The organism is Pseudomonas sp. BF-B-30 (assembly GCF_019956305.1).
Taxonomy (GTDB): Bacteria; Pseudomonadota; Gammaproteobacteria; order Pseudomonadales; family Pseudomonadaceae; genus Aquipseudomonas; species Aquipseudomonas jessenii.
Genome location: NZ_JAHBDG010000042.1, coordinates 13811 through 35671 on the forward strand (window position 1 = coordinate 13811; position 21861 = coordinate 35671).

Annotated in this window: 26 protein-coding genes; 15 read left to right on the forward strand and 11 right to left on the reverse strand. The window is 61.7% G+C overall.

Annotated features, from left to right (window positions below):
• The first annotated feature begins 61 nt into the window (after positions 1–61).
• Positions 62–925 carry a LysR family transcriptional regulator gene (locus tag KGB29_RS20375; protein WP_150814226.1) on the forward strand — a complete coding sequence of 288 codons (864 nt, stop codon included), beginning with the start codon at positions 62–64 and terminating at the stop codon, positions 923–925.
• Between the two features lie 103 nt (positions 926–1028).
• On the opposite strand, the gene yegQ is transcribed toward KGB29_RS20375, so the two are convergent.
• A complete protein-coding gene (gene yegQ, locus KGB29_RS20380; protein WP_150814225.1) occupies positions 1029–2354 on the reverse strand; it encodes a tRNA 5-hydroxyuridine modification protein YegQ in 1326 nt (441 codons plus the stop codon).
• A gap of 164 nt (positions 2355–2518) precedes the next feature.
• On the opposite strand from yegQ, the gene KGB29_RS20385 reads away from it, so the two are divergent.
• Complete coding sequence (locus tag KGB29_RS20385) at positions 2519–3580, forward strand: AI-2E family transporter (RefSeq protein ID WP_150814224.1); 1062 nt, start codon at positions 2519–2521, stop codon at positions 3578–3580.
• Here the strand turns inward: KGB29_RS20385 and KGB29_RS20390 are convergent.
• From KGB29_RS20390 to KGB29_RS20400, 3 genes are all read right to left on the reverse strand, one after another.
• Positions 3577–3768, reverse strand: coding sequence for a hypothetical protein (locus tag KGB29_RS20390; RefSeq protein ID WP_057714034.1), 192 nt, complete (start codon positions 3766–3768; stop codon positions 3577–3579). The genes KGB29_RS20385 and KGB29_RS20390 overlap by 4 nt on opposite strands.
• Positions 3769–3883: 115 nt before the next feature.
• Complete coding sequence (locus KGB29_RS20395; RefSeq protein WP_008052996.1) at positions 3884–4078, reverse strand: hypothetical protein; 195 nt, start codon at positions 4076–4078, stop codon at positions 3884–3886.
• Between the two features lie 235 nt (positions 4079–4313).
• Positions 4314–4667: a hypothetical protein gene (locus KGB29_RS20400; RefSeq protein WP_150814223.1), complete on the reverse strand. Its 354-nt coding sequence runs from the start codon at positions 4665–4667 to the stop codon at positions 4314–4316.
• 246 nt (positions 4668–4913) lie between these two features.
• Between KGB29_RS20400 and KGB29_RS20405 the strand changes: the two genes are divergently transcribed.
• Both KGB29_RS20405 and KGB29_RS20410 read left to right on the forward strand, forming a co-directional pair.
• Entirely contained in the window at positions 4914–5732 is an 819-nt protein-coding gene (locus tag KGB29_RS20405; protein WP_150814222.1) for a shikimate 5-dehydrogenase, read from the forward strand.
• A 9-nt stretch (positions 5733–5741) separates the two neighbouring features.
• Positions 5742–6260, forward strand: a complete 519-nt coding sequence (locus tag KGB29_RS20410; protein WP_150814221.1) for a cupin domain-containing protein — start codon at positions 5742–5744, stop codon at positions 6258–6260.
• A gap of 195 nt (positions 6261–6455) precedes the next feature.
• Here KGB29_RS20410 and KGB29_RS20415 read toward each other — a convergent pair whose 3' ends face one another.
• Complete coding sequence (locus KGB29_RS20415; protein WP_057714038.1) at positions 6456–7100, reverse strand: YceH family protein; 645 nt, start codon at positions 7098–7100, stop codon at positions 6456–6458.
• Positions 7101–7272: 172 nt separating this feature from the next.
• Here KGB29_RS20415 and KGB29_RS20420 point away from each other — a divergent pair, with 172 nt between their 5' ends.
• From KGB29_RS20420 to KGB29_RS20450, 7 genes are read left to right on the forward strand one after another with little or no spacing between them, the layout of a single operon-like run.
• Positions 7273–8445: an acyl-CoA dehydrogenase family protein gene (locus KGB29_RS20420; RefSeq protein ID WP_150814220.1), complete on the forward strand. Its 1173-nt coding sequence runs from the start codon at positions 7273–7275 to the stop codon at positions 8443–8445.
• A complete protein-coding gene (locus KGB29_RS20425) occupies positions 8442–9635 on the forward strand; it encodes an acyl-CoA dehydrogenase family protein (RefSeq protein ID WP_154861412.1) in 1194 nt (397 codons plus the stop codon). The genes KGB29_RS20420 and KGB29_RS20425 overlap by 4 nt, the downstream gene beginning before the upstream one ends.
• Positions 9636–9648: 13 nt before the next feature.
• Positions 9649–10431 (forward strand): SDR family oxidoreductase, encoded by a 783-nt coding sequence (locus KGB29_RS20430; protein ID WP_150814218.1) that lies wholly within the window; start codon positions 9649–9651, stop codon positions 10429–10431.
• Between the two features lie 2 nt (positions 10432–10433).
• Positions 10434–10892 (forward strand): MaoC family dehydratase, encoded by a 459-nt coding sequence (locus tag KGB29_RS20435; protein WP_154908787.1) that lies wholly within the window; start codon positions 10434–10436, stop codon positions 10890–10892.
• A gap of 29 nt (positions 10893–10921) precedes the next feature.
• Positions 10922–12124, forward strand: a complete 1203-nt coding sequence (locus KGB29_RS20440; protein ID WP_150814216.1) for an acetyl-CoA C-acyltransferase — start codon at positions 10922–10924, stop codon at positions 12122–12124.
• Entirely contained in the window at positions 12125–12514 is a 390-nt protein-coding gene (locus KGB29_RS20445; protein ID WP_150814215.1) for a steroid Delta-isomerase, read from the forward strand.
• Positions 12511–12945 carry a nuclear transport factor 2 family protein gene (locus tag KGB29_RS20450; protein ID WP_150814214.1) on the forward strand — a complete coding sequence of 145 codons (435 nt, stop codon included), beginning with the start codon at positions 12511–12513 and terminating at the stop codon, positions 12943–12945. The genes KGB29_RS20445 and KGB29_RS20450 overlap by 4 nt, the downstream gene beginning before the upstream one ends.
• A gap of 324 nt (positions 12946–13269) precedes the next feature.
• Here KGB29_RS20450 and KGB29_RS20455 read toward each other — a convergent pair whose 3' ends face one another.
• Positions 13270–13764, reverse strand: a complete 495-nt coding sequence (locus KGB29_RS20455) for an SRPBCC family protein (RefSeq protein WP_150814212.1) — start codon at positions 13762–13764, stop codon at positions 13270–13272.
• Between the two features lie 13 nt (positions 13765–13777).
• Positions 13778–14554, reverse strand: coding sequence for an SDR family oxidoreductase (locus KGB29_RS20460; RefSeq protein WP_090456762.1), 777 nt, complete (start codon positions 14552–14554; stop codon positions 13778–13780).
• A 275-nt stretch (positions 14555–14829) separates the two neighbouring features.
• On the opposite strand from KGB29_RS20460, the gene KGB29_RS20465 reads away from it, so the two are divergent.
• The 4 genes from KGB29_RS20465 to dmpG are packed head-to-tail and all read left to right on the forward strand — an operon-like array spanning position 14830 to position 18421.
• Positions 14830–15657, forward strand: coding sequence for an alpha/beta fold hydrolase (locus KGB29_RS20465; protein ID WP_150814211.1), 828 nt, complete (start codon positions 14830–14832; stop codon positions 15655–15657).
• Positions 15654–16445 (forward strand): fumarylacetoacetate hydrolase family protein, encoded by a 792-nt coding sequence (locus KGB29_RS20470; RefSeq protein WP_057714049.1) that lies wholly within the window; start codon positions 15654–15656, stop codon positions 16443–16445. Before KGB29_RS20465 ends, KGB29_RS20470 begins: the two co-directional genes overlap by 4 nt.
• A 19-nt stretch (positions 16446–16464) precedes the next feature.
• Complete coding sequence (locus tag KGB29_RS20475; RefSeq protein WP_090456759.1) at positions 16465–17373, forward strand: acetaldehyde dehydrogenase (acetylating); 909 nt, start codon at positions 16465–16467, stop codon at positions 17371–17373.
• A 13-nt stretch (positions 17374–17386) separates the two neighbouring features.
• The gene (dmpG, locus tag KGB29_RS20480) at positions 17387–18421 is read left to right on the forward strand and encodes a 4-hydroxy-2-oxovalerate aldolase (RefSeq protein ID WP_057714051.1); all 1035 of its coding nucleotides are present in this window, start codon (positions 17387–17389) and stop codon (positions 18419–18421) included.
• 62 nt (positions 18422–18483) lie between these two features.
• Here dmpG and KGB29_RS20485 read toward each other — a convergent pair whose 3' ends face one another.
• From KGB29_RS20485 to KGB29_RS20500, 4 genes are all read right to left on the reverse strand, one after another.
• On the reverse strand, positions 18484–18651 hold the full coding sequence (locus tag KGB29_RS20485) for a hypothetical protein (RefSeq protein WP_167362873.1): 168 nt from the start codon (positions 18649–18651) through the stop codon (positions 18484–18486).
• A 213-nt stretch (positions 18652–18864) separates the two neighbouring features.
• A complete protein-coding gene (nudE, locus tag KGB29_RS20490; RefSeq protein WP_150814210.1) occupies positions 18865–19413 on the reverse strand; it encodes an ADP compounds hydrolase NudE in 549 nt (182 codons plus the stop codon).
• A gap of 87 nt (positions 19414–19500) precedes the next feature.
• On the reverse strand, positions 19501–20631 hold the full coding sequence (locus KGB29_RS20495) for a helix-turn-helix transcriptional regulator (protein ID WP_057714053.1): 1131 nt from the start codon (positions 20629–20631) through the stop codon (positions 19501–19503).
• A 136-nt stretch (positions 20632–20767) separates the two neighbouring features.
• Positions 20768–21811 carry a Rieske 2Fe-2S domain-containing protein gene (locus KGB29_RS20500; RefSeq protein ID WP_057714054.1) on the reverse strand — a complete coding sequence of 348 codons (1044 nt, stop codon included), beginning with the start codon at positions 21809–21811 and terminating at the stop codon, positions 20768–20770.
• Positions 21812–21861 lie beyond the last annotated feature (50 nt).

The following is a 21861-nucleotide window of genomic DNA, read 5'->3' on the forward strand; positions in this document are numbered from 1 at the left end:
GAAAGCGGATCGTTCGCCACAACTGACTTATACTGCGCTAACCGTTCACTGTGGGTGATGTATGGAGCTGGCTCAGATTCGCATGTTCAAGACCGTGGCCGATGTCGGCAGCATCGCCCGCGCGGCCGAGCTGTTGCATTGCGTGCCGTCGAACATCACGGCCCGGATCAAGGCCCTTGAGGCCGAACTGGGTGTCGCGCTGTTTTTGCGTGAGGGTCGAGGGCTGCGCATCAGCCCGTCGGGGCAAACCTTCCTGGCCTACGCCTCGAAAATTCTTGCCCTCACCGCCGAGGCCAAGCGCGCGGTCGATCCTTCGGCCGAACCCTCGGGGCCGTTGCGCATCGGAGCCATCGAGTCGTCGGCCACCGGGCGATTGCCGCGCCTGCTGGCGAAATTCCACAAGCGTTTCCCGCAGGTGGCGCTGGAGCTGACCACCGGCTCCTGGGGGCAGTTGCTCGACGACACGCTCAATCACAAGCTCGACGGCGCCATCGTGGCGGTGGATGTCGAGCGTTCGCACCTCAAGCGCACGCCGATGTACCGCGAAGAACTGCTGCTGATCGCCTCGACCTCCCTGGGGCCGCTGCGGGACATCAGTGATTTGCAGGACCAGACCGTGTTCATGTGGCCCCAGGGCTGTCCGTACCGGGCGGCGCTGGAGCATTGGTTGTTGCGCAAGGGGCAGGCGCTGCCGATTGTCAGCCTGGCCAGTTATGGCGCGATTGTCGGTTGCGTCAGCGCCGGGGCCGGCGTGGCGCTGGTGCCTAAGGGGATCTTTGACCAATATGCCAAAGGTGCAGGGTGCGCAGGGTTTGAGTTTCCTGAGCTGACCGCCGTCGACAACCTGTTTTACTGGCACGAAAACGCCGGGGTGCACCCGGCGCGTGAGGCGTTTGTGGCGATGCTCCGCGAGGAATTTGCCTGACGCAGTACCTGTGGGAGCGGGCTTGCTCGCGAAAACGGTGTGTCAGGCAACATTGACTTTGAATGTGCCGCCCCCTTCGCGAGCAAGCCCGCTCCCACAGGGGTTACGGCATGTTGATGTCCCGCATAAGCAGGCCAAAACCTAGCTCCACCGCATCCGGTATCGGCAAATACACCGTATGCCCATCCCCCGGCGCAACGTCGATCGCTTCACCCTTGGCGTTCTGCAACTGATGCAGATCGAAGTGGAAGTTGCCCTTGGGCGTCATCAGCTCCATGTGATCGCCCAGGCCGAAGCGGTTTTTCACCTTGACCTCGGCCAGGCGATCCCGCCGCTGTCCGGTCAGTTCACCGACAAACTGCTGGCGCTCCGACACCGAGCTGCCGTTCTGGTAGTTCTGGTATTCGTCATGCACATGCCGGCGCAGAAAACCTTCGGTGTAGCCGCGCTGGGCGAGGGACTCCAGGTCGGTCATCAGGCCGCGGTCGAAGGCCCGGCCCGCCACCGCATCGTCGATGGCCCGGCGATAAACCTGGGTGGTGCGCGCGCAATAAAAATGGGATTTTGTCCGGCCTTCGATTTTCAGGGAGTGCACGCCCATGTGGGTCAGGCGTTCGACATGCTGCACGGCGCGCAGGTCCTTGGCGTTCATGATGTAAGTGCCGTGTTCGTCTTCGAAGGCGGGCATCTGTTCGCCGGGACGATTGGCTTCCTGCAACAGGAACACCTGATCGGTGGGCGCGCCGATGCCCAGGGTCGGTTCGGGTTCGAATGTCCGGACGATCTCGCCGAGCTGGTTTTCCGTGGCCGGCTGCGCCGAGTATTTCCAGCGACAGGCGTTGGTGCAGCTGCCCTGATTGGCATCGCGCCGGTTCATGTAGCCCGACAGCAGGCAACGCCCGGAGTAGGCCATGCACAATGCGCCGTGCACGAACACCTCCAGTTCCATGGCTGGCACTTGCTCGCGGATCTCGGCGATTTCTTCCAGGGACAGCTCTCGGGACAGGATGATCCGGCTCAAGCCTTGCTGCTGCCAGAACTCGACACTGGCCCAGTTCACCGTATTGGCCTGCACCGAAAGGTGGATCGGCATCTGCGGATAGTACCTGCGCACCAGCATGATCAGGCCGGGGTCGGACATGATCAGCGCATCCGGGGCCATGGCGATCACCGGTTCAAGGTCCTTGAGGAAAGTCTTGAGCTTGGCGTTGTGCGGCGCGATGTTCACCACCACGTAGAAGCGCTTGCTCTGGGCCTGGGCCTCGCGAATGCCGAGGGCCAGGTTGGCGTGGTCGAACTCGTTGTTGCGCACCCGCAGGCTGTAGCGCGGCTGGCCGGCGTACACGGCATCGGCGCCGTAGGCGAAGGCGTAACGCATGTTTTTCAAGGTGCCGGCGGGGGCGAGCAGTTCTGGCGCAGTGAGGTTCATGGCAGTGTCGGTCGCAAAAGCCGCACAGGGTAAATGCCCTGTGCCAAGGGTTTATTGACCTGGATCTATGCCTGATCAACAAACCGATGGCACTCGCGCGAGCCGTGGCGGACTAAACATCAAGGCGAAAATTTTTCGTCCTGACTGGCTGGCACGGATCGGACATGAACGAAACTACCCCACAAGACAAATCGCTGATGGTTTTGCTGGTGCTGGTGAGCGCTGCCTTCATCTGGATCCTGCTGCCGTTTTACGGCGCGGCGTTCTGGGCAGTGATCCTGGGCATCCTCTTTGCGCCACTGCAGGGCCGGCTGCAAGTGAAGTTCGGCTGGCAACGCAACCTCACGTCGCTGTGCACATTGAGCATTTGCCTGGTGATTGCGATTCTGCCGGTGATCGTCATCAGTGCCTTGCTGGTTCAGGAAGGCGCGTCACTCTACAAAAGCGTCGAGAGCGGCGAACTCGACATTGCCGGGTATGTGTCGCAGTTCAAGCACAGCCTGCCGCCGTATTTCCAGCATCTGCTGGATCGCTTCGGCATGGGCGAGTTGAACGGGCTGCACGAGAAAATCGTCAAGAGCACGATGGCCGGCGGGCAGGTGCTGGCCTCTAAGGCGTTCAGTTTCGGCCAGGGCACGTTCGAGTTCATCGTCAGCTTTTTCATCATGCTGTACCTGCTGTTTTTCTTCCTGCGTGACGGTGCGGAACTGGCGCGCAAGGTGCGTGCGGCGGTGCCGTTGCAGGAGCAGCAGAAACGCCGTTTGCAGCTCAAGTTCAATCGTGTGGTACGGGCGACGGTGAAAGGCAACCTGTTGGTGGCCGTCACCCAAGGCGCGCTGGGCGGTCTGATTTTCTGGTTTCTGGACGTTCCCAGCGTGTTGCTCTGGGCGGTGTTGATGGCGTTTCTGTCGTTGCTGCCGGCGGTGGGGGCGGGAATAGTCTGGGTGCCGGTGGCGGCGTTTTTCCTGCTCACCGGGGCGATCTGGCAGGGCGTGGTGCTGGTATTGTTCGGGGTCTTGGTGATCGGTCTGGTGGACAACCTGCTCCGGCCATTGCTGGTGGGCAAGGACACCAGGATGCCGGACTACATGATCCTGATCTCGACCCTCGGCGGCCTGGCGATTTTCGGGCTGAACGGTTTTGTCATCGGCCCGTTGATCGCGGCCCTGTTCATGTCGAGCTGGGACATTTTCATCGAAACCAAACCGCGGGTGCAGCTGCCTTAGGCGCTGAACCTGCCGGACTGGCCGCTGCCGATGCGTTGCGACAGCTCACGGGCGGCGGGCAGCGAAGTGAGCGGGCCGCTGATCTGTACGCCGTCCTGCACCAGGTACCAGCAGGCAAGCATGCCCAGCTCTCTGAGCTGTGCGGGGACGGCGCTGCCGATAACGGACATGATCTGAACCTTGGACATGAGAAGTACCTCCATCAATCTGTGGAGTTACTTTAAGGTCCGGGTACCTTGAGGGGTAATCAACGTTTTCGATAGTGGTCATTGATGCCAGAGGGGGTAAATGACCGTTGGTCGGTCAGCTGACCACCTGATCGAGCATATGAACCACTTCCTGCTCGTTGAGCAGGCCCTTGCGCACCAGGCTTTGCGTCAGCAGCGAGAGAAACTTGGCGCTGCGATGACCTTCCAGGTGCTTGAGTTCGGTCAGTGCGTTGTAGACCTTGCTGGAGGTGCACAGACCGACGATGCGGTGCGGGTTTTGCGTTGGCATGTGGTCGTCCTTGTTGTTATGAACCTGTTTTCGACGGACAGCACCGAGCTTGCGGAACTGACATGACAAAAAAATGACCGTTTTGTGCCGCGGGGCAGAAATCGGGTCAAGTCCATCTTGCCTGTTTCTGCCACGGACACTGTCCCGATAGCGACCTTGGCGAGATTTATCCAGACCTTGACCGACAATTGGATATAAAAAAGCCCCGCTGTTTCAGCGGGGCCGGTTGAGTCTGTTACCAGCGACCGTAATGTCGGCCGTAGTAGCCGCGTGGCGGGCCGTAGTAACCACGGGGTGGTCCGTAGTAAACCGGGGCCGGACGGTAGTAGATCGGTTGTTGCACGTAGACCGGGGCCGGTTGGTAGTAAACCGGAGGCGGTGGTGCGTAATAAACCGGCGCGGGCTGGTAGTAGACCGGTTGCGGCGCGACATAGACCGGGCGGTTGGCGTTGATCAGAGCCGAGCCGACGATGGCAGTACCGACGATCGCTCCAAATACCGCCGCGTCATTACCATGCCCGGCTTGCGCCTGACCTGCGATAGCGAGGGCGCCGATCAGCAAGGCTACTGTGGGGACTTTACGGATCATGATAGTACCTCGGTTCTTCAACCCGGCGCTTGTGTCTGCAATAGACCCAAGGATTGTCGCGGGGATACTTCTAAGACAGCGTTTTTCTGAAAAACAGCACGGCCGCGAGGTAAATTTTGTGTAAGGTCTGTACCGACTTTCTTACCGACCCGTGTAGGCCCGTGCGAACACGCTTACATGATCGATCAGAACCCGATGGAGGGCTAATCCCGTCCATCCGAAAAGTGCATTTGAAGGAGCTTGCCCATGCAGATGAACCCCAACAAAGACACCCAGTTGTGCATGTCCCTTTCAGGGCGCCCGGGGAACTTTGGCCTGCGTTTTCACAATCATCTGTATGAACAACTGGACTTGAATTTTTACTACAAGGCCTTTGCCAGCCAGGACCTGACGGGTGCTGTTGCCGGCATTCGCGCCCTGCGGATTCGTGGTTGTGGCGTGTCGATGCCGTTCAAGGAAGCCTGCATTGCCCTGGTGGATGAACTCGACGCATCTGCCGCCGCCATTCAATCGATCAACACCATCGTCAACACCGACGGGCATCTCAAGGCCTACAACACCGACTACATCGCCGTTGCCCAGTTGCTGGAAAAACACCAGGTGCCCAAGGACTCGACCTTTGCCTTGCGCGGCAGCGGCGGCATGGCCAAGGCCGTGGCGAGTGCCTTGCGCGATGGCGGCTATGAAAACGGCCTGATCGTGGCCCGCAACGAGCGCGCCGGGCAGGCGCTGGCGCAGTCTTTGGGGTATGAGTGGCAGGCCGAACTGGGGAGTCGTCGCCCGCAGATGCTGGTCAACGTCACCCCGATCGGCATGACGGGAGGACCGGAGGCCGATCAACTGGCCTTTGAGCCTGATGTGATCGAAAAAGCGGAAACTGTCTTCGATGTGGTGGCGATACCCTCGGAAACACCGCTGATCGTGCGTGCCCGTGCCGAAGGCAAACAGGTCATCACCGGGCTGGAAGTGATCGCGATCCAGGCACTGGAGCAATTTGTGCTCTATACCGGTGTACGGCCGACGGACGAGCAATTCCAGAAGGCCGTAGCGTTTGCCCGCAGCTAGGAGGTGTCCATGCATCCCCCCATTCTCAATCTGGATTCGGTCGAACTTGAGCCGCTACCCGAAGCGTTTGCGCCGACCGGTGAAACCGCCGGTCGCTATCAACAGCGCCTGGCCCTTGTCGGTCAGCAACTGGGGGCGCAAAAACTGGGTTATCGCCTGTATGTGCTGGAGCCAGGCATGCGCGGCAGTCCGTTTCACAGTCATCGGGTCAATGAGGAAATGTTCTACGTCGTGGCCGGGGAAGGGCAGGTTCGCCTGGGATCCGAACGGTTTCCAATCCGTGCCGGTGATGTGATCGCCTGTCCACCGGGTGGGCCTGAAAAGGCGCACCAGATCATCAATACCAGTAACGGCGAGTTGCGGTACCTGGCCGTCAGCACCCAGCAATCACCGGAAATCTGTGAATACCCGGATTCCGGTAAATACGCCGTGATGGATGACTTCAAGGTGGATGTCGAGGGTAATGCGTCAGGCTTTGTTGCGGTGGCCCGGCAGGCGGACGGGGTGGATTACTGGGACGGCGAGTAACCACGAGCACCGTCAAACCACTGTAGGAGCGAGCCTGCTCGCGATGGACGTCAACGATAACGCGTGCTGTCTGAATGAGCGCGTCGTCTGGACGTTTTTCGCGAGCAGGCTCGCTCCTACAGGTTTTGTGTCAATCACACATGCCCGTCGGTCCACGATCCATTGTGGGAGTGTTGTGTCAGGCAAACATCCAGGTTATTCGAGCCGGGCCAGTCTTTCTTCCAGCGCCGCAATTCGCGCTTCCAGTTCTTCGATCCGTTCAACCGAAACCCCGCTGCCGCCACGCTCGGCCGGGTTTTGCCGTGCCGCCATGATCGCTTCGATATCCGCCGGGTCGCCCAGGGCGTGGGTGTAACGGTCTTCGCGCTGGCCGGCCTGACGCGGAATCAGCACGGCCAGACCCCGGGCAATCAGGCGTTCGAGTTGATGCACCACCTGTTCGGTGTCTTCGAATTCATGCATGCGGCCGCTGCGGGTTAGCAGTTCATTGACGGTCTGCGGGCCGCGCAGAAACATCAGCCCGGTCAGGATGACCTGCGCCGGTACCAGTTCCAGGGCCTTGTCGACCTTGTGTTCCCAGCGGTCGGCGCGGCTGCCCATCACCAGTCTGGCGAAGCCGCGTCCTTCGAGGGCGCGCAGGCTCTGACCGACCTGGCCCGGCGTCAGGTTCATCACTGGCTCGCGGCTGGTTTTCTGGTTGCAGGCAATCACCAGGGCATTGAGGGTCAGGGGATAGGTTTCCGGGCTGGTGGCCTGTTTCTCGATCAACGAACCCAGAATGCGGATTTCCGTGCTGCTGAGCCGTGGCTCGTCGAAAGTCGTCTCTTGCTCAGTGCTCATGGTTCTGCATCCTTAGCCGATTCATGTTTTTCACTTGCGTAGGCGCACTTTGACATCGCCCGTTCGGACTAGGCAAGGCTAACGATTCTGCCGCGTCCGTGCGGCGCCAAACTTCATGCTCAAAGGGGTGTTGCGCCACGCGCGCCCCGCCAAACGAGCAGAAGGCGCCGCGATGGAGTTTGCATTCAGCGACGAACAGGAAATGATCCGCGCATCGGCCGAGGGTTTCCTCGCCGATGTCTCGGATTCTGCCGCCGTGCGCGCGGCAATGGTCAGCGAACGGGGGTTCGACGAAGCCCTCTGGCAGCGTCTGTGCCAGGAAATGTACTGGCCGGCCATTCATATCCCCGAAACCTATGGGGGCCTGGGCCTCGGCTTTGTCGAGCTGACGATCCTGCTGGAACAGATGGGCCGGCGTTTGCTGTGCTCGCCATTTTTCGCCACCGCCTGCATGGCCACCCCTGCGCTGTTGCTGGCGGCCAATGATCAACAGAAGCAGCGCTGGTTGCCGTCGATTGCCGATGGCAGCGTGACCGCGACCCTGGCGTTCAGCAGTGCCAACGGCTGGTCCGCCGACGATGTCCAGGCAACGGTGGTGGCTGAGGGCGAGGGGTTCGTCCTAGAGGGCACCCTCAAGCATGTGCTCGATGGTCATGGCGCTGACCTGTTGATCATTGCCGCACGGCAACCCGGAACCACTGGCGAAAAGGGCATCAGCCTGTTTGCCGTGAACGCCGTATGCGCAGGTATCGAACGGCAAATGCTGCCGACCATGGACCAGACCCGGCGCCAGGCGCGGATCCAGCTCAAGGGCCTGTACCTTGAAGCCGACTGCCTGCTGGGCGAGTTCGGGAACGGCTGGTCGCACCTTGAGCGAGTCCTGCAACTGGCCTGCATCGGCCTGGCTGCCGAGCAGACCGGCGGCGCGCAGCAGGTGCTCGACCTCAGCGTGGCCTACATGCAGGAGCGCCAGCAGTTCGGTCGCCCGATTGCCAGTTTCCAGGCCCTCAAACACCGCGCCGCCGACATGATGCTGCAAGTCGAATGCGCCCGTTCGGCCAGTTATTACGCCGCGTGCGTGGCCCAGGAAGTCCTCGATCCCCAGGGTGATCCGCAGGTCGCGGCCGAACTGCCGCTGGCGGCGGCGCTGGCCAAGGCGCAGTGCTCCGAGACCTACTTCTCCTGCGCGTCCGAATCGATCCAGCTACACGGCGGCGTCGGTTTCACCTGGGAATACGACCCGCACCTCTACTTCAAGCGCGCCCGCGCCAGCGAGAGTTTCCTCGGGCTACCGGCCTGGCATCGCGAGCGCATTGCTTCGGTGATTCTGGGAGAGCAGCCATGAAAATCAGTTTCAGCGAGCAGGACGAACGCTTCCGTCGGGAAGTCGCCGACTGGATGAGCGCCAACCTCTGCGGCGAATTCGAAGCCCTGCGTTTTCGCGGTGGTCCGGGCGATGAGCATATGTTTCCCGAAGAGCGCAAAGCCTGGGAGCGCAAGCTTGCCGAAGGCGGCTGGACCTGCGTCGGCTGGGCGCCGGAGCATGGCGGGCGCGGCCTGTCGATCACCCAGCAGGTGATCTTCAACGAAGAGTACGCCCGCGCCGGCGGCCCCGGCCGCATGGGGCATATCGGCGAAGGCCTGGCCGGGCCGACCATCGCCGCATTCGGCACGGTCGAACAGCAACAGCGTTTTTTGCCGGGGATCGTCAGCGGTACGTCGTTCTGGTGCCAGGGCTATTCAGAGCCGGGCGCCGGTTCCGACCTGGCCAACGTCAAGACCCGCGCAACGCTGGATGAAGCCAGCGGCAGTTGGATCATCAATGGCCAGAAAGTCTGGACCTCCCTGGCCCACGAATCGGACTGGTGCTTTGTCATCGCCCGCACCGAGCCGGGTAGCGTCGGCCATCGTGGTCTGTCGTTCCTGCTGGTGCCCATGGCCCAGACAGAAATAACCGTACGACCCATCGAGCAACTCACCGGCACCTCGGAATTCAACGAAGTGTTCTTCGACGATGCCCGAACCGACGCCACCAACATCATTGGCGCGCCGGGCGAAGGCTGGAAGATCGCCATGGCGCTGCTGGGCTTCGAGCGGGGTGTGTCGACCCTCGGCCAGCAGATGCAGTTCCAGAACGAACTCAACGAAATCATCGCCATCGCCAAGTCCAATGGCGCCGACCGCGATCCGATCCTGCGTCAGCGCCTGGCCGAGGCCTGGAGCGGGTTGCGGATCATGCGCTACAACTCGCTGCGCATGCTCTCGGGTAGCCAGGACGGTTCGCTGCGCAAAGAGGCGACCATCTACAAGCTGTTCTGGTCGACCTGGCACGCCAGCCTCGGCAAGTTGGCGATGGACGTCCTCGGCGCCGAGGCGGAATTGCTCGAAGCCGCGCCTTACCAGTTGACCCGTTTGCAGTCGCTGTACCTTTTCAGCCGCGCCGACACCCTGTACGGCGGCAGCAACGAAATCCAGCGCAACATCATCGCCGAGCGTGCCCTGGGCATGCCTAAAGAGCCGCGTCCGCGCGCCTGAAAGGAGAGAGTTCATGTCTGTACCTCAATATGTTGAAGGTCGCGGCCTGCTGCGCGGCAAGTCGGTGCTGATCACCGCCGCCGCAGGCGCCGGGATCGGTTTTTCCGCCGCCGTGCGTGCCGCCGAAGAAGGCTGCCGTGCGCTGATGATCAGCGATATCCATGAAGGCCGGTTGGCCGAAGCGGTGCTGAAAATCCGCGAAACCACCGGGCTGCAACACGTGTTCGGCCAGGTCTGCAACGTTGCCGACGAAGCCCAGGTACAGCAGCTGATCGCCTGCGCCGAGCGTGACCTGCAAGGCGTCGATGTGTTGATCAACAACGCCGGGCTTGGCGGCTCGCGGTTGCTGGTGGACATGGCCGATGAAGAGTGGCATCGGGTCATCGACGTAACGCTCACCGGCACCATGCGCATGACCCGCGCCATGCTGCCGAAAATGATGGAGCGCCGTGCCGGGGTGATCGTCAACAACGCCTCGGTGCTGGGCTGGCGCGCGCAGAAAGAACAGGCGCACTACGCCGCCGCCAAGGCTGGCGTGATGGCGCTAACCCGCTGCGCAGCGGTCGAGGCGGCTGACTACGGCATCCGCATCAACGCGGTCAGCCCGAGCATTGCCCTGCACGATTTCCTGCGCAAATCCGCGCCCCAGGCAGTGCTCGATCAACTGGCCGCCAACGAAGCGTTCGGCCGCGCCGCCGAAGTCTGGGAGGTGGCCAACGTGATGATGTTCCTGGCCAGCGACTACAGCTCCTACATGACCGGCGAAGTGTTGTCGGTGTCCAGCCAGAGGGCGTGACCATGCCACGTATTTTCGACACGCCGATGGCCTTGTTCGACGCCGTGGGCGAATCACTCGGCGCCAGCGACTGGCTGTTGCTGGAACAGAATCGCATCGACCGTTTCGCCGACGCCACCGGCGATCACCAGTGGATTCACGTCGATCCGCTCAAGGCTGCCAACGGTCCGTTCGGCGCCTGCATTGCCCACGGCTACCTGAGCCTGTCGCTGGTCAATCTGTTCTTGCCGCAGATCGTCGAGGTCCGTGGCCTGGCCATGGGTGTCAATTACGGCTGTGAGCGGGTGCGCTTTCCCTCGGTGGTGCGCGTCGGCTCGCGGGTGCGCGGCAGTGCGCAACTGATCGCGGTCGAGGAAGTGAAGGGCGGCGTACAGGCGACCATCCGCGTCAGCGTCGAAATCGATGGCGAGGAGCGTCCCGGCTGCGTGGTCGACACCATCAGTCGCTATTACCCGGCCTGACCTTCAACAGCATTTTCGAGGAATCCAGCATGAAAGAAGCCGTCATCGTTTCCACCGCCCGCACACCGATCGGCAAAGCCTTTCGCGGTGCGTTCAATGACACCGAAGCGCCGCAACTGGGCGGACATGTGGTGCGCGAAGCCGTGCGCCGTGCCGGTATCGAACCGGGTGAAGTGGACGACGTGATCATCGGCGCCGCCGCGCAGCAGGGTACGCAGTCCTATAACCTGGGGCGTCTGTGCGCGATTGCCGGAGGCTTGCCGGCATCGGTTGCCGGGATGGCCGTCGAGCGCCAGTGCTCGTCGGGCCTGATGAGTATCGCCATGGCCGCCAAGGGCATCATGTGCGACGAAATCGACATCGCCGTGGCCGGTGGCCTGGAGTCGATTTCCCTGGTGCAGAACAAGCACAAGAACCTGTATCGCAATCAGTCGGGTTCGGTGATCGAGCTGGACCCGCACGCCTACATCCCGATGATCGAAACCGCCGAGATCGTCTCCGCGCGCTACGGCATCTCCCGCGACGAGCAGGACGAATACAGCTACCAGAGCCAGTTGCGTACCGCACAGGCTCAGAGCGCCGGACGCTTCGACCGGGAGCTCGCACCGCTGACCAGCCGCAAGGCACTGTTCGACAAGGCCACCGGCGAAACCAGTTATGAAACCGTCACCTTGCTGCGCGATGAGTGCAACCGCATCGACACCACTCTCCAGAGCCTGAAGGCGCTGGAGCCAGTGTGGCCGGGCGGTCAGTGGAGCGACAAGGGTCGTTTCATCACCGCCGGCAACGCCTCGCAGTTGTCCGACGGTGCGTCGGCCTCGGTGTTGATGAGCGCGAAAATGGCCGAGAAACGTGGCCTGGAACCGCTGGGGATCTATCGTGGCATGGCCGTCGCCGGTTGCAATTCCGACGAGATGGGCATCGGCCCGATCTACGCGATTCCGAAATTGCTCAAGCGTCATGGCCTGACCATGGACCACATCGGCCTGTGGGAGTTGAACGAAGCGTTCGCCTGCCAGGTGCTGTATTGCCGTGACACCCTGGGCATTCCGGCCGAGCGCCTGAACGTCAATGGCGGGGCGATCTCCATCGGCCATCCGTTCGGCATGTCCGGGGCGCGGATGGTTGGCCACGCGTTGGTCGAAGGCCAGCGTCGCGGCTTGCGTTACGTGGTGGTGAGCATGTGCATCGGTGGCGGCATGGGCGCTGCTGCTCTATTCGAGGTGGTCTGAATGATCAGCGCACAACATATCCAGACGACAATGGCGCGTTACGTGGAATTGGTGGATGCCGGCGACATCGACGGCATCCTCGCGCTCTACGCCAAAGGCGCCACCGTTGAAGACCCGGTCGGCCAGGCGCCGTTGCAGGGCATCGACGCCATCGCGCGTTTTTACCGTGAAGGACTGGGGGCGATGAAAGTCTCCGCAACCCAGACCGGCCCGGTTCGCGCGACCCTCAACGGTTGCGGCGCGATGCCGTTCCGGGTCGACATGGAGTGGGGCGGGCAACCGTGCTCGCTGCATGTGATCGACGTGATGGAGTTCGATACCGACGGCAAAGTCCGCTCGATGAAAGCCTACTGGAGTGAGGTCAATGTGACGACGCGAGGTGCAGCATGAACCTGGAGCAGCGGATCGCCCGCCTGGAAGCGCTGGAGGATATTCGCCAGCTCAAGCATCGCTACCTCAACGCCTGCGATCTCAAGCAGGTCGAGGTGATTGCCGACTGCTTCGCCGAAGGTGAAGTGCTGATCGATTACGGCCCGCTGGGGATCTTTCGTGAGCGCGACAGTTTTGTCGCGCTGTACCGCGAACTGGCCTGCCATGAGCGGGTGATCGACCTGCATCACGGCGCCAACCCGGAAATCGATGTGCTAAGCGAAGATGAAGCACAGGGCCGTTGGGCCCTGTGGTATTTCAACCTGGATGGTGAGAGCGGGGCGACGCGGCAGTTGGGTGGGTTCTATCAGGACCGTTATCAGCGTATCGCCGGCCAATGGAAGATCGTCGCCACCCGCTTTACCGCTCACTCGGAAGTGGCGCGTTCCTGAAAGTTGCTCACTCCAGAGGTGGCTCCTGTAGGAGCGAGCTTGCTTGCGATGACGGCATGTCAGGCAACATCAATGTTGAATGTGCCGACCTCATCGCGAGCAAGCTCGCTCCCACAATGTTTGTGGTGACGCCGGCATTGCGAGTACACCCCAATCCCCTGTGGGAGCGAGCTTGCTCGCGATGGCGGCATGTAGGCAACATCAATGTTGAATGTGCCGACCTCATCGCGAGCAAGCTCGCTCCCACAGTGTTTGTGGTGACGCCGGCATTGCGAGTACACCTTAATCCCCTGTGGGAGCGAGCCTGCTCGCGATGGCGGTGTGTCAGGCAGCATTGATATTGGATGTGCTGACAGCCATATCCGGATTCTGCGTTCGGCCGGTTTCGTAGTAGGCCTTGAGGTTCTCGGCAATCTGCCGAACGACCTTGTTGAAGGCCTTGGCCAGCAACCCTTCAATCAGCTTGCCACCGCGCAGGCTGTAACTCATTTGCAGAGTGATGCGGGTCGCGTTGCCTTCGGCTTGCAAGGCATAACTGAAACTCGCCTGGCGAAACGGAAAGGGCGAGTCATTGCCGCCCTTGTGCAACCGCAGCACGAACCCCGTGCCTTCCTGCCACTGCACCACGCTTTCATCCAGATACTGACCGCCCTTGCGCAACACCCGGCGACTGGCGCCGATACCTTCCGTTGCGCCTGGATGAAACTGGCAACCGGTCAGGCCTGGTACATAGTGCGGGGCAAGGCTCAGGTCGCGCAGTTTGGTCCAGGCGGCTTGTCGCGTGAGGTTCAGCACAACGCTGTGGCTGGCTACGGGCATGTCGAAAGTCCTCTTATGGATGGGATTGAGCCGCATCGAGAAATGCCGGGCGTTCTCCCGCGCCATGCACCGCGATGTCCGCGCCGCTGACGTAACGGGCCAATGTCGATGCCAGGTACAGGCAGGTATCGCCAATATCCTCCGGGGTCGCCAGGCGTTGCAACGGAATGGTCGCGGCCACCCTGGCAATGCCCGCGTCGTCACCATAATGCATGGCCGCCTGCTCGGTGAGAATCAGCCCGGCGGTCACGGCGTTGACCCGCACCTTGGGCGCCCATTCCACCGCCAGCGAGGTCGTCAGGTTGAGCAAGCCGGCCTTGGCCGCGCCATAAGCGGCGGTGCCGGGGGAGGGGCGGGTGGCGCTGACGCTGCAGATGTTGATGATCGCGCCACCGTCGGCCTGGGCCTGCATCACCTGGTTGGCCTGCTGGCACAGGTTCAGTGGCGCAATCAGGTTCAGGCGGATGATTGCCTCGCTGAAGCGCGGCGAAGCCGTGGCGGCGTCGGCATTCGGCGAACCGCCGGCGTTGTTGACCAGCACATCGAGGCGGCCGAAGCGCTCGACGATCTGCGTAATCAAGCGCCCGGACTGCTCGACATCCCGCAGGTCGCAGGCCACGAACACCGCCTCGCGCCCGGCGCTGGCCGGCAAGGTTTGTGGTGCTTCGCGACCGCAAATCACCACCTCGGCGCCACAGTCCAGAAAGCGCTGGCTGATGCCGCGACCCACACCTTTGCCACCTCCGGTGACCAGTACCACTTTGCCGCGAAAGTCCATTGGATCAAGCATGGGGGTGTCTCGTTCTGTCGCTCGGGAATGTAACCGATGCTAGGTCTGCAACCCCCGGCAGGCCAACGTCCAAAGGGACTAGAGATTGTCTGTAGGAGCGAGCCTGCTCGCGATGGACCTGAGAGCACCGCGGGGTGTCAGGTATCCAGCGTCATCGTTGACGACCATCGCGAGCAGGCTCGCTCCTACAGTTAGTAGGTAGTCCTGTCGGACGATGTTGATGGCCCGACCCGTCGGAATAATCCGGCTACAACAACAGGCCGGGAGGACACCTTATGGGCGCTTCAGCGCAAGGGCACTTCGTTACGCTGCCGGATGGTTTGCAGCTGCACTACAAAGACACCGGTAACGGCGAACCGGTGATTTTCATCCATGGCAGCGGACCGGGTGCCAGCGGTCACAGCAACTTCAAGCAGAACTACCCGGTGTTCGCCGAAGCCGGTTACCGGGTGATCGTCCCGGATTTGCCCGGCTACGGCGCTTCAGACAAGCCGGACACCCTCTACACCCTGGACTTTTTTGTCGCCGCCCTCAGCGGTTTGCTCGATGCCCTCGACATCCAGCGTTGCGTGCTGGTCGGCAACTCCCTGGGCGGCGCGATCGCGATCAAACTGGCCCTCGACCAACCGCAACGTATCGGTCGTCTGGTGCTGATGGCGCCCGGTGGCCTGATGGAAAAAGAACAGTATTACCTGCAGATGGAAGGCATCCAGAAAATGGGCGCGGCTTTCGCCAAGGGTGAGCTGAACGATGCGGCGGGCATGCGTCGCCTGCTGGCCTTGCAACTGTTCGACGAAACCCTGATCAGCGACGAAACGGTGAACGAGCGCGTCGCCGTGGTTCAGCAGCAACCGGTGTGCGTGCTGTCGACCATGCAGGTGCCGAACATGACGTCGCGCCTGGCTGAATTGCAGTGCCCGATCCTCGGTTTCTGGGGCATGAACGACAAGTTCTGCCCGTCCTCCGGTGCCCAGACCATGCTTGAACACTGCACCCAAATACGTTTCGTGATGCTCAGCGAGTGCGGGCATTGGGTCCAGGTCGAGCACCGTGACTTTTTCAACCGCCAGTGCCTGGCGTTTTTTCAGGAGGCCCGTGGATGAGCGTGCAATTGCGCCGTGAGTTCGGCGAAGAGCTTTATCAGGCGCTGCTCAGCGGCTCCACCCTGGCGCCGCTGACAGAGCGCTGGCCGTCGATCAGCATCGAAGACGCCTATCACATTTCCCTGTACGCCATTGAGCGTCGGGTGGCGGCCGGTGACCAGATCGTCGGCAAGAAAATCGGCGTGACCTCGGCGGCGGTGCAGCAGATGCTTAACGTGCATCAGCCGGATTTCGGTTTTATCACGCGGCAGATGTCGTTCGATGACGATGCGCAAATTTCCCTGTCCGCCAACAAACTGATCCAGCCCCGTGCCGAGGGCGAGATCGCCTTCAAGCTCAAGCATGACCTGGTCGGCCCCGGCATCACCGAAGCCGACGTGCTGGCCGCCACCGAATACGTGATGCCGTGCTTCGAGATCGTCGACTCGCGGATTCACGACTGGCGCATCCGCATCCAGGACACGGTCGCAGACAACGCTTCTTGCGGAGTGTTTGTGTTGGGCGACAGCAAGGTGGATCCGCGCGAACTGGACCTGCCGAACTTGCGCATGCGCGTGTTCAAAAACGCAGAGCCCCTGAGTGAAGGCCTGGGTTCGGCGGTGCAGGGCAACCCGTTGACGGCGGTGGCCTGGCTGGCCAATACCCTGGGCGCCTTCGGCATTCCGTTCAAGGCCGGGGAAATCATCCTGTCCGGCTCGCTGGTACCGCTGGAACCGGCCCGTGCCGGCGACCGTTTTGAACTGACCATTGATGGCCTGGGCAGTGCCCGGGTGTCTTTCTGCGCCTGACTTTTGGAGTTTGACCCCCATGAGCAAAAAACTCAGAGCGGCCATTATCGGCCCGGGCAACATCGGCACCGATCTGCTGATGAAAATGTGCCGATCGCAATGGATCGAGCCGGTGTGGATGGTTGGCGTCGACCCTGAATCCGAAGGCCTGAAACGTGCTCGGGAAATGGGCATCAAAACCACCGCCGGCGGTGTCGATGGCTTGCTGCCTCACGTCCTCGACGATGACATTCGCATTGCCTTCGATGCCACCTCGGCCTACGTACATGCGGAAAACAGCCGCAAGCTCAACGAGCTCGGGGTGATCATGATCGACCTCACACCGGCGGCCATCGGTCCGTACTGCGTGCCGCCGGTCAACCTCAAGGAGCACGCGTCGAGCCTGGCGATGAACGTCAACATGGTCACTTGCGGTGGCCAGGCGACCATCCCGATGGTGGCGGCGGTGTCGCGGGTGCAGCCAGTGAGCTACGGCGAAATCGTCGCCACGGTCTCTTCCGGTTCGGTGGGCCCGGGCACGCGGCAGAACATCGACGAGTTCACCCGCACCACCGCCGGTGCGGTGGAGAAGATCGGCGGCGCCCGACGCGGCAAGGCGATCATCGTGATCAACCCGGCCGAGCCGCCGCTGATGATGCGCGACACCATCCATTGCCTGACCGATGACGAGCCGAACCAGGATGCAATCCGCACCTCGGTGCTGGAGATGGTCCGTGAAGTGCAGCGCTATGTGCCCGGCTACAAGCTGATCAACGGGCCGGTGTTCGACGGGCGCAAGGTGTCGATTTTCATCGAGGTCGAAGGCCTCGGCGATTTCCTGCCCAAGTCCGCTGGCAACCTCGACATCATGACCGCCGCCGGATTGCGCACGGCCGAGATGTTCGCCGAAGAAGCCCACAAGGGCACCCTGCAATTGCCTGCCCGTTGAGTGGAGAATCGCTATGAATTTGCAAGGTAAGAGCGTCCGTCTGCATGACATGAGCCTGCGCGACGGCATGCACGCCAAACAGCACCAGATCAGTATCGAACAAATGGTCTCGGTGGCCACCGGTCTCGATGCGGCCGGTGTGCCGCTGATCGAAATCACCCACGGCGATGGTCTGGGCGGTGCTTCGCTGAACTACGGTTTCCCGGCCCACAGCGACGAGGAATACTTCTCTGCGGTGATTCCGAAGATGAAACAGGCCAAGGTCTCGGCCCTGTTGTTGCCGGGGATCGGTACCCTCGACCACCTGAAGATGGCCCACGAACACGGCGTGTCGACCATTCGTGTGGCGACCCACTGCACCGAGGCGGACGTGTCCGGCCAGCACATCGGCATGTCGGCGAAGATGGGCCTGGACACCGTTGGCTTCCTGATGATGGCGCACATGGTCAGCCCGGAAAAACTGCTGGAGCAGGCGCGGTTGATGGAAAGCTACGGCGCCAATTGCATCTATTGCACTGACTCGGCCGGCTACATGCTGCCCGATGAAGTGACGCAAAAGATCGGGGCCCTGCGTGCGGGACTGAACGCCGGGACCGAAGTCGGTTTCCACGGCCACCACAACATGGGCATGGCCATCGCCAACTCCCTGGCTGCCATCGAGGCCGGTGCTGCACGGATCGACGGCTCGGTCGCGGGTCTTGGCGCGGGGGCGGGTAACACGCCGCTGGAAGTGTTCGTCGCGGTGCTGGAGCGCATGGGCGTCAACAGTGGCGTCGACCTGTACAAGATCATGGATGTGGCCGAAGACCTGGTGGTGCCGATGATGGACCAGCCGATCCGCCTCGATCGCGATGCCCTGACCCTGGGTTACGCCGGGGTCTACAGCTCGTTCCTGTTGTTCGCCAAGCGTGCCGAGCAGAAGTACGGCATCGCTGCTCGCGAACTGCTGGTGGAGCTGGGCCGACGCGGAACCGTGGGTGGCCAGGAAGACATGATCGAAGACCTGGCGCTGACCCTGTCGCGGGCCAGGGGTGTACTGCCGACCTGATTAATGCGGCAACGAAAAAACCACCGATCCGGTGGTTTTTTTATGGCCGCTGGAAACCGTGCTCAAGGCAGCAGATTGCGCACCACGGGCGGGTAGCAGTTGATGGCCGAGCTCGAACAGCTGAAGTAAGCCGTGGTCGGTCGGTAGGCTTCGTTCTTGAACAGCTGGCACAGACTGGTGGAAGCACCGGCACAGAGGATGATGAACAGAGCACAAGTCGTTTTGCGCATGATGAGTCTCGACACGGTTTTATTGTTGTAGAGACAGGTTATGGCGGTGGCGCGCGAGTCGCCTCGTCCGAATGGACTAGTTGATGACTTGAGAACTGCGCAACCCCCCTGTGGGAGCGGGCTTGCTCGCGAAAGCGGAGTGTCAGGCGATGGAGATGTCGACTGTGCCGGCCTCTTCGCGAGCAAGCCCGCTCCCACAGGTATTGTGTGGTGTCAGACCCGTCGGGCGAGGGCGCCTATTGCCATGAACAGCGCCGCAATCGCCCTGGCCTCGTGGAGTTCGCCACGGGCCACCAGTTCGGGGATTTGCGCCAGTGGTACCCGCAGGCATTCCAGGGGTTCGGGTTCGTCGCCTTCGAGTTGGCAGGGGCTCAGTTGTTCGGCCAGTACGACCCGGTAGCGATGGCACAAGTGCCCCGGTGCCAGGGTCAGCTCGCCCAGTTCAGTGAGGCGTTCGGCGCGCATTCCGACTTCTTCGCTCAGCTCGCGCTGCGCCGCCTGCAAGTAGTCTTCATTGGGCTCGGCGCCGCCCTTGGGCAGGCCGAGAATGGTTTTTTCCACACCGACCGCGTATTCGCGCACCAGCAGCACATGCTCTGGATCGGGCATCGCCACCAGCATCACCGAGCGATAACCGGTGCCGCGCAGGCGTTCGTAGACCCGCTGCTGGCCGTTGCTGAATTGCAGGTGCAGGGCTTCGATCTGAAAGTGGCCGCTTTGCGCCAGCAGTTCAGTCTTGAGGATGGTTGGGCAGTTGCGCATGGGGCAGTCCCCTGTTTGGGATAAAGACACTGTGCGCTGTGCAACGGGAGCCGCCATCGTCCGAGCGGACGAGGGCGGCAATGAGGGCTAGCCGAGGGTCGCCACGCTGCGCAGGATCAGGCGCACCAGCATGGTCTGGCGGGTCACGCCGGTCTTGGAGAAGGTCGAGCGCAGGTGTGCCCGCGAGGTGTTGCGGCTGATGCCCAGCTCCTCCGAGGCTTCGTCGAGGGTCAAGCCGTTGGCCAGCAACATCGCCAGCTGGGTTTCCGCCGGGGTGAAGTCGAACAGCGCGCGAACGATTTCCTGCGGTGCGGTGGATTGTTGTTCCGGGTCGCTGATGAAAATCACCACGGTCGGGCACTGCTTGCCTTCGCTCCAGTCGGTCAATGGCACCGAGCGCACGATGATCCCCAGGTCCGCTTTGCCGGACGGCCGTTGCACGCGCAGGGCTTCGACCACCGAGGGGTTGCTGCTTTTTTGCGACAGCAGCGACTGCTTGACCAGGCGACGGAACTCTTGGGTGTCCCGGGCCGTACCGACCTGCAGGCCATCGTTGACCAGTTTGATGCCGTCCTTTTCCTGGATCAGCCGGTCTGCGACCTGGTTGGTCTGCAGTACCTTGCCGGCCTCATCGAGGATGATCGTGCCGACCGCCATCTGGTTCACCGCGCCGGCGTACAGATTGCGTTCGGCTTCGATGCGGTTGAGCTGCATGTGGATCTTGATCGAACGTTCCAGGTGCGCAATGAAATGCGTGAGCATGGCCTTTTCTTCATTGCCGAACGGCTTGTCGTCACGTCCGCGGCTGATGCGAATGCGGCACTGGGCGCCGTCGACGGTGTTGATGTCGGCACCGAGGATGTGGAACACGTCCACCGGTTCAAGGAAGTTCTTGTAGAACTCGGAATTCTGCCAGTCGTCGTTGGAGACGAACTCGGCGAGGGTCACCACCTGACGGTTGGGCAGGTCGACAAACGGATCTAGGCTGAAAAAGTGTTTGTTGTACGACGCGGTCGCCTCGGTCGAGGTGCCGGTGGTGTTGACCATCAAGCCGTCCACGTGGGCGCTGGGCGGACGCAGGATGAAGGTCACGTACTTGCTGTTCAGATGCACATTGAGCTGATTGAGAAAAGTAGCCCAGGGAATGGTTTCCAGCGGACCCTGATAGAGGTTGCCGATCAAATCACTGAACGTATCGAGGCTGAGGCTCTGCTGCATAGGGAAAAACCGTTTTTATTATTAGCGTTGGCGGTGGCCGAGAATAAGCGCCGGTATCGACTCCTTGCAACGCTCGGGCTCAGGGCCTGACCGGCGGCTGCCGAACAGGCCCATGGCGGGCGAAAAGCCGCTGGCGTCAGACCCGTTCGCTGGCGCGCACGACAAACTTCTTGTGTTCGGCAACGTCCGCCGACAGTGCCTCGACGTCGGTGTAGAACTGCTCGTACCAACGGCGTAGCTGATAGACCGGGCCGTCGCCATCACACAACAGCGGGTTATCGACGCGGGTCTTACTGTGCCAAATGGCCACGTCTTCGTAGAAGGCTGCCTGCGCCTGCGCCACGTAGGCCTTGGCCATCGCCTGGTTCTGCTCTTCGCTCAAGCCCGGGATCTTCTTCACCAGCACGCCGTAGCGCAGGGTGAAACTGTCGAGGTCGACCGGCACATGGCAGTTGAGCAGGATCGAGTGGATCGGCTGGCCGTTCATGGCACCGTTCATCTCGGTGATCTGATAGGCCGGGCCGAAATAGGTGGCTTCGGTGGTCAGCACGCTGTCACCGGACAGGCGCTCACTGCGGGCGCGCATGATCTGGGTGGCCAGGTGGCCCTGGAAAATATTGATGAACTCGTCGACCGGTGCGCCATGGACGGTGCCGAAGTGCGCCATATCGGCGATGTTGTCGATCAGTTCGCGGCAGTTGGTGTCGATCTGCAGCTCAGCGACTTCCCACGCCGCCCATTCGTCGCTGTAGCAGGCGTCGATGCGCGGAATGCGTTGTTCCGGCAGCGGGGGGTTGCCTTCGGGGTCATTCCAGACGAACAGCAACTGGTTCTCTTCCATGATCGGCCAGCTTTTGATCTTGGCCCGTGGCGGGATGCGCTTGGCGTAGGGGATGTCATCGCACACGCCATCGGCGCCCCAACGCCAGGCGTGGAACGGGCAGCGGATCGAGTTGCCTTCAACGCAACCGGTGCTCAGGTCGGCGCCCATGTGCGGGCAGTAGCCATCAAGAATATGCAGCTCGCCGTCTTCACCCTGGAACGCCACCAGACGGGTGCCGAACACCTCCAGGCGATGGGCCTTGCCGTCGCGGTATTGCGCGGCCAGGCCCAGGCAATGCCAGCCGCGGGCGTAGCGGTCTTCCAGCAGTTTGGCTTCGATGCGGTGCAGGGTACTCATCTTATTATTCTCCCAAGGGATCACGGGGTTGGCGCATGTAACGGATTCTG